This is a genomic window from Arthrobacter sp. W4I7 (assembly GCF_030816215.1).
Lineage (GTDB): Bacteria > Actinomycetota > Actinomycetes > Actinomycetales > Micrococcaceae > Arthrobacter > Arthrobacter siccitolerans_A.
Window position 1 is genome coordinate 2,913,805 of record NZ_JAUSXU010000001.1, and the last position, 12,248, is coordinate 2,926,052.

The window sequence follows — 12,248 nt, forward strand, 5'->3', positions numbered from 1 at the left end:
GCCCTGACCGGTTCGGCAGCAACGGCCCTGACCGGTGCGGCAGCGAAGCTGCCAGGCGCTCCGGAAGCCGTTTCCCGCCGTCGTGCGCTACATGCTGTGGCTGGGAGCTGTTCACACCTACAGCATAGGTTCGCCGGCTGCCGGGGGCGCCGGTCCCGCACCCGGCATTCTGCTGCCGCCACCTGCACTGTCACGGGCGGGTGTGATGCAGAGCCCAGAGTGGCGTAGCCTGAATTCATGAGTGTCCAGCTAGGCATGCCGCAGCCGCGGGCGGAAGCAGCCGCACCGCTGCCCGGCGTCCCTGCTGCCCGCCCCGCAGATGCTCCGGCCGGGCTAGCCGACAGGTACGGCCGCCGAGCCACGGACATGAGGCTGTCCCTGACCGACAAGTGCAACCTTCGCTGCACCTACTGCATGCCCGCCGAGGGCCTGGAGTGGCTCGCGAAGCAGGCGGTGATGTCGGCGGAGGAAATCGTCCGGATCGTGCGGATCGGCGTTGAGCAGCTGGGAGTCCGTGAGCTGAGGCTCACGGGCGGTGAACCGCTGGTGCGGCACGACCTCGTGGACATCATCACGGCGCTCCGAAGGAATCATCCCGATCTGCCGATCTCCATGACCACCAACGGCGTGGGCCTGGCGAAGAAGGCCGCGGCATTGAAGGCGGCCGGCCTGACCCGCATCAATGTGTCGCTGGACTCCCTGCATGAGGAAACATTCACCAAGCTGACCCGCCGTCCGTTCCTGGACCAGGTGCTGGCCGGGGTGGATGCGGCCTGGGCTGCCGGTCTTGGGCCGGTCAAGCTCAACGCGGTACTGATGCGCGGCATCAATGACGCGGAGTCGCCGTCCCTGCTGGCCTGGGCGCTGGACCGCGGCTACGAGCTGCGGTTCATTGAGCAGATGCCGCTCGACGCCGACCATGGCTGGACGCGGCGGAACATGATCACGGCCGCCGAGATCCGTCAGCTGCTCTCGGCGGATTTTGTCCTCAGCCCCGATCCACGCGCACGTGACGGCGCCCCGGCTGAACGCTTTGAAGTACGACGGCGGGTGGCTGGGTCTGCTTCGGGCGCGTTGCTGGGAACCGTGGGGATTATTGCTTCCGTGACCGAACCGTTTTGCTCCGATTGCCGCCGGACCCGGATCACTGCCGAGGGCAAGATTATGAGCTGCCTGTTCTCGCGTGAGGAGTTCGATCTGCTGGGCCTTCTGCGCTCGGGCGCCGGCGACGAAGCCCTCGCCCAGCGGTGGCAGGACGCCATGTGGCTGAAACCTAAAGCCCATGGAATGGACCACGTGGGACTTGACGCTCCGGACTTCGTCCAGCCGGACCGCAGCATGAGCGCCATCGGGGGCTGAACCTTTTGAACGTACGTTACTTCGCTGCCGCACGCGCCGCGGCAGGCGTGGAGGAAGAGCGCTTCGAACTGGCGCCGGGCTCCACTGTTACAGACCTGCTGGAGGCCGTACTTTCGGTGGAGCGCCCCGAGCCTCCTGCCGGCACTCCCCCGCTGCCCCGCATCCTGTCGCGGAGCAGCTTCCTGCTCAATGAAGTCGCGGTGCGGGATCGCTCGGTTGTCCTTCAAAGCGACGACGTGGTGGATGTGCTGCCTCCATTCGCCGGGGGCTAGGACTAGCTTTTCTTCCTGACCTCGCCAACTCTGGTTGGTTCGCGGGCACCGTCGGTCCGCGGGCACCGGAAATGTCAGTGCCTCCATAGATGATGTTGATATGGGAACAGGTGCAGGGGTGGACGGAATTAGCGCGGGCGCGCTGTTTCCTGCCGTGCCGGCTGCTTCGTTCTGCCCATCGGCCGCTCCCGATCGGAATGTCAGTGCCTCGATGGATGATCTTGGTATGGGAAACGGAGCGGGCAGGGCAGCAGCGATGGAGGGCATTCACGCCTCCACTGCCCGGCTTGATGTGCTGTTCCTCGAAGATGACCGGCTGGAAGCTGGCACTGCCGCCGGTCCCCGTGCCGGTGCTGGCAGTGCTGTTGTGGATGTGCTGCAGCGCCGGTACGAGATCCGTCTGGAGCGGATGGCGGTAACGAAGCAGTTGGAAGCCCAGATCGCCGCCATCAAGGCCCGGGATGTCTCCGAGGCCATCGAGATCCAGCACGCGATGACCCCGCCCGAAGCACCCGTACACGAACGCACTTACGCGGAGATGTCCGCGATCGAGGAAATCGCAGGCGTCCTGACCATCAGCTCCCCCGCCGCCGGGGCGCTCGTCACCCAGTCCCGGCAAGTCCGCTCCCTGGCGCTGGTCCTGGGCGCCCTGGGCGCGGGGGCCATCTCGTGGCAGCATGCGAAAATCATTGGCGACGAAACCGATGGCCTCGGCCCTGCCGGAGCCGCCGCCCTCGCCGCGCACTTCCTGGACCCCGACGCACCCAACCCGGCACGCGGAGCCGCCGCCGGGGACCTGGTCCCCGGACGCTTCCGGGCCAAAGTTCGCGGCTGGCGCGAACGCCACCACCCCGAAACCCTCGAGAAACGCCACACCAAAAGCGCCGCCGACCGGCGGATGGAATGCACCCCGGACCGCGACGGCATGGCCTGGGTCTCCCTCTACATCCCCGCACACCAGGCCTCAGCCATCTGGAACCGCACCACCGCCCTCGCCCGCGGCCTGCAAGGCCCGGATGAGCCCCGGTCAATGGCACAACTCCGGCCCGACATCGCCGCCGGCCTGCTTCTCAGCGCCGGCCCAGCCCTCACCCGCACCGCCGGAACCAGCACCGCCGGAATCAGCACAGGACAAAACACCACAGGCCAAGGAAACACGAGTCAACGCAACCCGGGTCAAGGTAACCCGGGTCAAGGTAACGCGGTAAGAACCCACGACGACGACCAGGACACGATCGGGCTGGCCTCGCTGGCCCCGTCTGACCTCGATGACTCGATTACCGCGGCCGCTACCGCCACCACCGACCACCAGGCTCCGGCCACCGCCGAGTACGAGAACGCCGGCGGCAACGGCTACGCGGATCTCGGCAACGTCCCCATGCCAAAGGTGGACGTCCTCATCACCGTCCCCGTGTTCGCGCTCCTCGGCCTCACCGACGAACCCGCAACCCTGGACAGCTACGGTCCCATCCCCGCCTCCATGGCCCGCAAGCTCGTCACCGACGGGGCCAGCTCCTTCTACCGGGTGCTCGTCGACCCCCGCGACGGGGCACCACTGGAAATCGGCCGCACCAGCTACCGCCTCACCAAAGCCATGAAAAAAGCCCTGCAGCTCAGGGACGGCAAATGCACCTTCCCCGGCTGCAACAACCGGACCTTGGACAACGACACCGACCACCTTCAAGCCTGGCAACACGGCGGACATACGGGGATCAGCAACCTGGCACAGCTCTGCCCGAAACACCACCGCCTCAAACACGCCACCGGCTGGACGCCCTCCCCGGCCACGCACACCGAACCACCCGCCTGGACCTCACCCACCGGCCGACACTACAAAGCCGAACAACCCGACTGGGAACCACCAGAATGGCCACCCGGACTACTGACCCCTGCGACGGATACATGCGGGCTCCTGACGCATGCCACGGATATCGCCGGGCTCCTAACCTGCGCAACGAAAACGCCCGGATTCGTGGACTCCCTGGATTTTGACCCGCTGTTTGACGAACGAGCCGATGACAACCTTGACGATCCCGCCGACTTCCCGCCGGACGATCCCATATGGGACGACTTCTACGCCCAGCCCCCAAAACTGCCCAAAGACCCGCTCAAAGAGTGGGAGCGGAAGTGGGAGTGGGACATGGTGAACTTCTGAAGGCGGCTGCAAGCTGAAGCCGCCGGCGATCTGAAGTCGCGAAGTCCGCAGCTGTTCTAGAACGTCAGCTCCGCTGGAACGACGAAGTCATAAACGGAACGTAGGCAGAGCCAGTCCCGTTGGCCGCTCCTGCCTCCTCGTACAGCCCGCTGTCCCCCGCAGCGGTGTCGCCACGGGTACGAAGCTCAGTCACATGCGTCAGCAGGTCGCCATCCACGCGCAAGGTATGGCGGGTCCAGCCGGCACCGCCACGGCGCTCCACGCGAAGGGCGCCGTCGTGCCACGTGCAGCGTGCCGCGGCGGCCGGCGCCGGTCCAGCATTGTCTACGTAGTACCAGAAAACGTCCTGGTGATCCGGGTCGACGGTGAAAATTCCGTGGCCTTCGAAATGCGTCCCGTCTGGTTCCCGGTGGCTATAGCTCTGCGCCACCGCAGATCCACCAGCCACCGGGGTATAGGTGACTTCGGCGTCCACGGTCCGTTCGGGCCCCCAAGCACCGGCAGCGAGCCGGGTACTTCCCCGCCAATGGCCCAGGAATCCAGCCAAGGCGCGTGGCGCGCGGCCGGGTGAGGTTGGTTCCACGTCCCTCACCTCCAGAACTAAAATTCTTGCCGGGTTGCCAGACAAGCCTTACCGTCCCAGTTAAGTCCCGCCGTTTGCCCGGTTAGAGCCCGAAAGTCTCGGTCTCTTCAAAGGGTCCCACAACAGTCACAGTGCGGGGTGCCGCAGCCAGCTCTGCCGCGAGGTCCTGGACCTGCTCGGCCGTTACAGCCTTAATGAGCCGCAGAGTTTCGTCGATGTCCTGGTATTCACCGGAAACGAGTTCCGCCCGGCCGAGCCTGGACATACGCGAACCCGTATCTTCCAGGGCCAGCACGATGCCGCCGCCGAGCTGGCCTACGGCCTTGCGGAGCTCGTCGTCGGAAATTCCATGCTCAGCGAGCTTCTCCAGCTCGATGGACAGCAGGTCCAGGACCTGGCGCACCTTGGACGGCGTACACCCGGCGTACATGCCGAAGTACCCGGCATCTGCGTAGGAGGAGGCAAATGAATACGTCGAGTACACCAGGCCGCGCTTCTCGCGGATCTCCTGGAACAGGCGCGAGGACATGCCTCCGCCCAGCACGGCGTTCAGGACACTCATTACGTAGCGGCGGTTGTCGGTGGCAACGATGGTCGGGCAGCCCATGATGATATTGGCCTGCTCCACCGCGCGCTTGACCACGTGAAGTCCCGCAGTCCCTGTGATCAGGGCCCGGTCAGTTGAACGCCTTTCCACCGGCGCGGCGTCGGTCTTCAATGACCAGCCCGCCGACTCGAGGGCGTCAACCACCAGGTCGCAGACGACGTCGTGCTCCAGCCCGCCCGCCGCGGTGATCACCAGTTCGTCAGGGCGGTAATACCGCTGGTAGTGCTCCCACACTGAGTCGCGCGCCACTGCCTTGATGGCGTCCGGGGTTCCCCCGATGGGCCGGCCCAGGGGATGGTTGCCGAGTACGGCTGCGACAAAGTGTTCGTGCGCCACATCGGTGGGGTCGTCGCTGTCCATCGCGATTTCCTCCAGGATGACGTCCCGTTCCTGCTCCATCTCAGCAGGGTCCAGGACTGCTCCGGTGATCATGTCCGCAATGACGTCGATGGCCATGGGCAGATCCGTATCGAGCACGCGGGCGAAGTAGCAGGTGCTTTCCTTGGCCGTGGCCGCATTCGACTCGCCGCCCACCTCGTCAAAGGCCGAAGCGATCTCCAGGGCGGTCCGGCGCCTGGTCCCTTTGAAAAGGAGGTGTTCCAGGAAGTGGGTGGAGCCGTGCTGTCCGGGCGCCTCATCCCGTGAGCCCACGCCTACCCAAAAACCGATGGTTGCTGACCGCTGCCCCGGCATCGCTTCCGTCAGCACCCGCACTCCCCCAGGCAGCACGGAACGCCGGACTTCGGAGCCGCCGTCGGAACCGTGGACCAGGGTGTCGCCGCGGTGGTTCTGCTCAAGCGGCAGAGGTACAACAGTCATTGAGGCCTTTCAAAAGGGCAGCCGGGATCTGGCTGCCATCGTAACAGCGGCGGGGCCGGTGGATCATCCACCGGCCCCGCCGATTCATGCTTGTGTTCCGGAAAGCCGGAACTGTTAGACGTCAGCGCCTTCGGCAGGTTCCGTGGTGTGGGCGCGCTCGGTGTCGACCTCAGCGCCTTCTTCCTCGGCAACAACCGGGGCGAGCGAGAGCTTTCCGCGGTCGTCGATCTTGGTGATCTCAACCTGGACCTTCTGGCCCACCGAGACAACGTCCTCGACGTTGTCCACGCGCTTGCCGTTCGCCAGCTTGCGCAGCTCGGAGATGTGCAGGAGGCCGTCCTTGCCCGGGGTCAGCGATACGAAGGCACCGAAGGTGGTGGTCTTGACGACCGTACCCAGGTAGCGCTCACCGATTTCCGGGACCTGCGGGTTCGCGATGGCGTTGATGGCGGACCGTGCTGCTTCTGCAGACGGGCCGTTGGTGGCGCCAATGTAGACCGTGCCGTCGTCCTCGATGGAGATGTCGGCGCCGGTGTCTTCCTGGATCTGGTTGATCATCTTGCCCTTGGGGCCGATGACCTCGCCGATCTTGTCCACGGGGATCTTCACGGCGATGACGCGCGGTGCGAACTCGGAGAGCTCATCCGGGGTGTCGATGGCCGAGTCCATCACCTCAAGGATGTGCAGGCGTGCTTCGCGGGCCTGCTTCAGGGCTGCTGCCAGGACCGAGGCGGGAATGCCATCGAGCTTCGTGTCCAGCTGGATGGCCGTGACGAACTCGGAGGTACCGGCAACCTTGAAGTCCATGTCACCGAAAGCGTCTTCGGCGCCCAGGATGTCAGTCAGTGCCGCGTAGCGCGTCTGGCCGTCCACCTGGTCGGAGACCAGGCCCATGGCGATACCGGCGACGGCGGCCTTCAGGGGCACACCGGCGTTCAGCATCGACAGGGTGGAGGCGCAAACGGAACCCATCGACGTCGAACCGTTGGAGCTGAGAGCCTCAGACACCTGGCGGATGGCGTACGGGAATTCCTCGCGGGACGGCAGGACGGGCACAAGTGCGCGCTCTGCCAGTGCACCGTGGCCGATTTCGCGGCGCTTGGGCGAACCCACGCGGCCGGTTTCACCGGTGGAGTACGGCGGGAAGTTGTAGTTGTGCATGTAGCGCTTGGTCTTCACCGGCGACAGCGAGTCGATCTGCTGTTCCATCTTCAGCATGTTCAGCGTGGTGACACCCATGATCTGGGTTTCGCCGCGTTCGAAGATGGCCGAACCGTGGACGCGGGGCAGGACCTCAACTTCGGCGGTGAGCTGGCGGATATCCGTCAGGCCACGGCCGTCAATGCGGACCTGGTCCTTGAGGATGCGCTGGCGCACAACCTGCTTGGTGACGGAGCGGAATGCTGCGGACAGCTCCTTCTCGCGGCCCTCGAACTGGCTGGCCAGGGCAGCGGTGACTTCATCCTTCAGCGCGTCAGATGCATCGTTGCGCTCGGTCTTGTCCGCAATCTGGAAGACGGCCGTCAGCTTCTCGCCGGCAGCAGCCTCAACAGCGGCGTAAACGTCGTCCTCGTAGTCCAGGAAGACGGGGAACTCGACGGTCGGCTTTGCAGCGCGGGCGGCGAGGTCGGCCTGGGCGTCGCACAGTGCCTTGATGAACGGCTTGGCAGCCTCGAGGCCCTCGGAGACAACCTCTTCGGTGGGGGCGGTGGCGCCCTGTTCCTTAATGAGGTTCCAGGAGTTGTCGGTGGCTTCGGCTTCAACCATCATGATCGCGACGTCGTCACCGGCGATGCGGCCGGCAACCACCATGTTGAACACGGAGTTTTCCAGCTGCGAGTGCTTGGGGAAAGCAACCCACTGGGATCCGTTTTCGTCGGCGACCAGGGCAACGCGGACGCCGCCGATGGGGCCGGAGAACGGCAGGCCGGAAAGCTGGGTGGACATGGAGGAGGCATTGATGGCCACCACGTCGTAGAGCTCGTCGGGGTTGATGGCCAGGACGGTCACCACGATCTGGACCTCGTTGCGCAGGCCCTTGACGAAGGCCGGACGCAGCGGGCGGTCCATCAGGCGGCAGGCCAGGATGGCCTCGGTGGACGGGCGGCCTTCACGGCGGAAGAACGAGCCCGGGATGCGGCCGGCAGCGTACATACGCTCTTCGACGTCGACCGTGAGCGGGAAGAAGTCAAAGCCTTCACGCGGGTGCTTGCCGGCAGTGGTGGCGGACAGCAGTGCGGTGTCATCGTCGATGTACACCATGGCTGCGCCGGCTGCCTGCTTGGCAAGCCGGCCGGTTTCGAAGCGGATTACGCGCTTGCCAAAACGGCCATTGTCAATGACTGCTTCCGAGAACTGGATTTCGGGACCCTCCAAGAGAGTCACCTCCGTTTCTGTTTGACGGAAGTCCAGCCGCATCAACCCAGCCAGCATCTGTCTACTGGCCCTGCACCCGGTCATCGATCGAGACCCACGGGCCGGGGCTTCAGTCAACGAAGCCGTTCCCGGGGATCACTACCGAGGACCGCGAATGCGTGATGCGGTTGATCCTCCTGTTTAATTTTTCATTTGAAGAAGGCGGCCCGTTCCGTGTGGGAAAGGGCCGCCCCTAAAGTCCGACTAGCGGCGCAGGCCGAGGCGCTCGATGAGCGAACGGTAGCGGGCGATGTCGGTCTTCTTGAGGTAGCTCAGCATGCGCTTGCGGCGACCAACCATGGCCAGCAGACCGCGCTGGGTGTGGTAGTCGTGCTTGTGCTCCTTCATGTGCTCAGTCAGATCCTTGATCCGCTGGGTCAGGACTGCAACCTGGACCTCCGGTGAACCGGTGTCGCCTTCTCCGGTTGCGTATTCCTTGATGATGGACTGCTTTACAGCGGCTTCAAGTGCCACAATAACTCCTTGGGATGTGCCGTGAGGGCCCAGGTCAGAAACTCACTGCCGGGTCTGCCGGCGCAACGTGTCAGGGATCTCCAATCGGAAATCCCGTCAGTGCTGAGCTCAGCAGGAACCAGCCGCCACGGACTGCAGCCGGATCCATCGTCCAGTTTACCGGCCCCGTCCCAATCTTGTCGAAACCGTCCGAATTCAGCCTTTCAGCCGGTCCCGGATCGCGGACATGCCGTGCAGGACCTCTCCGAAGCTGGTGCTCAGCGGCGAGAGCCCCACGCGGATGCCATGCGGAGCGCGGAAGTCGGGGATCACGTCCTGGTCCCACAGCTCCGCCACTGTTTCCTTCACGAAGGCGGGGTGGTCCAGGGTGATGTGGCTGCCCCGCTCCTCCTGTTCCCGGGGCGTGGAAAGTTCCGCACCGAGGGGCGCCAGCAAGGCGTCGAAGATCTCGATGGCGAAGGTGGTCAGCTGCACAGATTTCTCCCGGATGGCCGCCATGGTGGCCTCCTCAATGAGGTCCAGCGTGCCGCGCATGGCGAGCATCCCGAAAATCGCCGGCGTCCCGCTGAGGAATCCGCGGATGCCGGGAGCCGGCTCATACCCGGCCGCCATCTCGAACGCGTCCTTGCGCCCCATCCAGCCCCAGATGGGCTGGTTGAGCGAGGCGAGGTGGCGCTGGTTCACGTAGGCGAACGCGGGCGACCCCGGCCCGCCGTTGAGGTACTTGTAAGTGCAGCCGGCAGCGAAGTCCACGCCCGCGCTGTCCAGGGCCAGCTCCACCGACCCCGCAGAGTGGCAAAGGTCCCACACAACGAGGGCCCCGGCGTCGTGCACTGCTTCGGTGATCGCCGGAAGGTCCGCCACATGGCCGGAACGGTAGGCGATGTGGCTTAAAAGTACGACGGCGGTGCGGGGCCCCGCTTTCTGGCGCACCTGGTCAAGGGTCACCCGCGGCGGCAGGATCGGTTTCGATCCAGCGAAGGGTCAGGCCCTCCTCGAGGGCGATGCCCTCAACAAGGTAGCGGTCCGTGGGGAAGTTTCCTGTGTCCAGGACCAGTTCGTTCCGGTCCGGGTCCGCCACGGCGGCGAGGGCTGAGCGGATGAGTTTGTACAGGACCACGGTGGTGGAATCGGCAATAATGGTCTGCCCGGGCGCCGCGCCGAGCACTGCCCGGCCCAGCTGGTCGCCGATGGTCTGGGGCAGCTCCAGCCACTCCTCGTCCCAGCCCCGGATCAGCCGGCCGCCCCAGCCATTGCGGATAAAGGCGCCGATGTCCTCCGCGGTCCGCTTGAGCGGCCGGCCCAGGGAGTTCCCGTCGAGGTAGGACAGCGGGGTGTCCGTGCCAATGAACAAGTTCCGGTAGTGCGCCAGCGGGTCCTGCCGGTCGAGTTCGGCCGCGCGCTGCTGCAATGATGTTCCTGCGTCTGCTGCGGGCTGTGCAGCGGGTTGTTGCTGGATGCTCATTGGCCGATCTCCGTCCTGACTGCGAATAGTTCCGGGAAGAACGTCAGTTCGAGGGCCTTCTGCAGGAACGCAGCGCCGCTGGAGCCGCCGGTTCCCGTCTTCATGCCGATGGTGCGTTGAACGGTGCGCAGGTGCCGGAAGCGCCAGAGCTGGAAGTTGTCCTCCAGGTCCACCAGTTCCTCGCAGGCTTCATAGGCAGCCCAGTTTTCCGCAGCGTTCTCGTAGATGTGCTTGAACAGTGGAACGAGTTCCGGCCTGAATTCGTGGGCCTGGGTGACGTCCCGTTCCAGCACGGACCGCGGCACCTCGAAACCCTGGCGCGCCAGGTAGGCCAAGAATTCGTCATAGATACTCGGTGCGTTGAGCAGTTGCTCGAGCATGGCGTGGGCCTCCGGATCGGACTCGAAGACCGAAAGCATTTTGCCGTTCTTGTTGCCGAGGATGAACTCCACGGCGCGGTACTGGCTCGACTGGAACCCGGAGGCATTCCCCAGGAAACCCCTGAACTGCGAGTACTCGGTGGGGGTCAGGGTAGCCAGCACCGACCACTGTTCGGTGAGGGTTTTCTGGATGTGCTTGACCCGTGCAATGCCCTTGAGCGCCGAACCCAGGTCATCGTCCCGGAGCCAGGCGGAGGTGCTGCGCAGCTCATGAAGTACCAGTTTGAGCCACAGCTCGGTGGTCTGGTGCTGGATGATGAACAGCATTTCGTCGTGGTGTTCCGGATGGCTGACCGGGTGCTGTGCGCTGAGCAGGGTTGGCAGTTGCAGATAGGAGGCATAGCTCATCCGCGAGCTGAAATCACGGACGATGCCTTCGTCCAGCTTCCTGGTGTTCTTCTCAACGGACACGGTGCTGCCTTTCGCTGCGGGGTTCGCCCTGCGGACGGTTAGCGCCTGGCCAGCAGGTTGTGGGCCTGGACCACGTCCAGCCGCATCTGGTCCACCAGCGCCTCAGGCCCACGGTAGGCCACCATGCCCCGCAGCCGCGCCACAAATTCAACAACTACTGTCTGGCCGTACAGATCGAAGTCCTCCACGGCTTCCCGCGGCCGGTCAATGACGTGGGCCTCTACCTGGCGGCTGACGCCGTCGAAGGTGGGATTGGAACCGACGGAGATGGCAGCGGGCCAGCGCGTCCCGGCCTGGTCAACCAGCCAGCCGGCGTAAATGCCGTCAGCGGGAATGAGTCCGCTGGCGGCGGAGGCAAGGTTGGCAGTGGGAAAGCCAAGGGCACGGCCGCGGGCGGCGCCATGGACCACTTCGCCGCGCATCCGGTGCGGGCGGCCGAGCACCGCGGCGGCAGTGGACACGTCCCCTTCCTGGAGGGCTTCGCGCACCCAGGTTGAGGAGCAGCGACGGTCCGTACCGTCGTCGTCATGCAGCGGGTAGCCTTCTGAACCGAACTCGCTTATGACGTGGACCTCGAAACCGAACTTTCCGCCGAGCGCCTTCATGGTGTCCAGGTCGCCCGAGTTGCCGCGTCCGAACCTGGCGTCATGGCCGATGACGACGTGGCTGGCGTGCAGGCAGTCCACAAGGAACTGCTCCACGAATTCTTCAGAGGTGAGGCTGGCGAGGTCCAGGGAGTACTTCATCACCAGGATCCCGTCCAGGCCCAGCTCCCCCAGTGCCTCCAGTTTGTCCTCCAGCCCCATGATCAGCTCGGGCGCGGACTCGGGCCGGTGGATGAGGGCCGGGTGGGGATCAAAGGTGACGGCCACGGACTTGGACTGGGTGAGCCTGGCGGTGCGGATCAGTTCGGACAGCACCTGCTGGTGGCCGCGGTGCACCCCATCGAAGTTCCCGAAGGTGACAACAGATGGGCCGAAGTCCGCCGGGACCTCGGACGGATCGTTCCAGATGTAGACCATCACCCTCGCCTTTAACTGCGTGCAAGTATCAACGTTCAGGACCGTAGCGGCCACGGAACTCTCTAAAGATTACCTGTAGTTAGTGGGCCACTTTGACGAGCAAGACAGTCGCCCGTTTGAGGCGCTGGCCAGGCTTCTGTCACATTCGCCCTCGACTTTGACCTCGTTCTATTGCTGCCGGTACTTCTGTTGCCTGACGAGTCTGTCTCAGATTTAGACCTTGCGG

9 protein-coding genes and 1 pseudogene are annotated in these 12,248 nt (G+C 64.8%); 3 read left to right on the forward strand and 7 right to left on the reverse strand.

What is annotated here, in order from left to right; translation table 11 throughout:
* Positions 1-237: 237 nt before the first annotated feature.
* The 3 genes from moaA to QF047_RS13325 all read left to right on the forward strand — a co-directional run bounded on the left by moaA (position 238) and on the right by QF047_RS13325 (position 3,786).
* Positions 238-1,359 (forward strand): GTP 3',8-cyclase MoaA, encoded by a 1,122-nt coding sequence (gene moaA / locus QF047_RS13315; RefSeq protein ID WP_306638940.1) that lies wholly within the window; start codon positions 238-240, stop codon positions 1,357-1,359.
* A 5-nt stretch (positions 1,360-1,364) separates the two neighbouring features.
* Positions 1,365-1,631 (forward strand): MoaD/ThiS family protein, encoded by a 267-nt coding sequence (locus QF047_RS13320; RefSeq protein ID WP_306638937.1) that lies wholly within the window; start codon positions 1,365-1,367, stop codon positions 1,629-1,631.
* A gap of 226 nt (positions 1,632-1,857) precedes the next feature.
* Positions 1,858-3,786, forward strand: coding sequence for an HNH endonuclease signature motif containing protein (locus tag QF047_RS13325; RefSeq protein ID WP_307277789.1), 1,929 nt, complete (start codon positions 1,858-1,860; stop codon positions 3,784-3,786).
* A 64-nt stretch (positions 3,787-3,850) separates the two neighbouring features.
* On the opposite strand, the gene QF047_RS13330 is transcribed toward QF047_RS13325, so the two are convergent.
* From QF047_RS13330 to QF047_RS13360, 7 genes and pseudogenes are all read right to left on the reverse strand, one after another.
* Entirely contained in the window at positions 3,851-4,369 is a 519-nt protein-coding gene (locus QF047_RS13330) for a DUF1579 domain-containing protein (RefSeq protein WP_306638935.1), read from the reverse strand.
* A gap of 82 nt (positions 4,370-4,451) precedes the next feature.
* Complete coding sequence (locus tag QF047_RS13335; RefSeq protein WP_306638933.1) at positions 4,452-5,795, reverse strand: pitrilysin family protein; 1,344 nt, start codon at positions 5,793-5,795, stop codon at positions 4,452-4,454.
* A 114-nt stretch (positions 5,796-5,909) separates the two neighbouring features.
* Positions 5,910-8,171 (reverse strand): polyribonucleotide nucleotidyltransferase, encoded by a 2,262-nt coding sequence (locus QF047_RS13340; RefSeq protein WP_307281944.1) that lies wholly within the window; start codon positions 8,169-8,171, stop codon positions 5,910-5,912.
* Between the two features lie 243 nt (positions 8,172-8,414).
* Entirely contained in the window at positions 8,415-8,684 is a 270-nt protein-coding gene (rpsO, locus tag QF047_RS13345) for a 30S ribosomal protein S15 (protein WP_104042798.1), read from the reverse strand.
* A 195-nt stretch (positions 8,685-8,879) separates the two neighbouring features.
* Positions 8,880-10,149, reverse strand: a pseudogene (kynU, locus tag QF047_RS13350) (kynureninase).
* The gene (kynA, locus tag QF047_RS13355; RefSeq protein ID WP_307277796.1) at positions 10,146-11,000 is read right to left on the reverse strand and encodes a tryptophan 2,3-dioxygenase; all 855 of its coding nucleotides are present in this window, start codon (positions 10,998-11,000) and stop codon (positions 10,146-10,148) included. Before kynA ends, kynU begins: the two are co-directional and overlap by 4 nt.
* Before the next feature lie 38 nt (positions 11,001-11,038).
* Positions 11,039-12,022, reverse strand: a complete 984-nt coding sequence (locus tag QF047_RS13360; protein WP_307277799.1) for a bifunctional riboflavin kinase/FAD synthetase — start codon at positions 12,020-12,022, stop codon at positions 11,039-11,041.
* Positions 12,023-12,248 lie beyond the last annotated feature (226 nt).

Bases quoted from the DNA above. Each gene is read 5' to 3' on its own strand.
- moaA (WP_306638940.1), top strand. From the start codon at position 238: ATGAGTGTCCAGCTAGGCATGCCGCAGCCGCGGGCGGAAGCAGCCGCA.
- QF047_RS13325 (WP_307277789.1), top strand. From the start codon at position 1,858: ATGGGAAACGGAGCGGGCAGGGCAGCAGCGATGGAGGGCATTCACGCC.
- QF047_RS13335 (WP_306638933.1), bottom strand. From the start codon at position 5,795: ATGACTGTTGTACCTCTGCCGCTTGAGCAGAACCACCGCGGCGACACC.
- QF047_RS13360 (WP_307277799.1), bottom strand. From the start codon at position 12,022: ATGGTCTACATCTGGAACGATCCGTCCGAGGTCCCGGCGGACTTCGGC.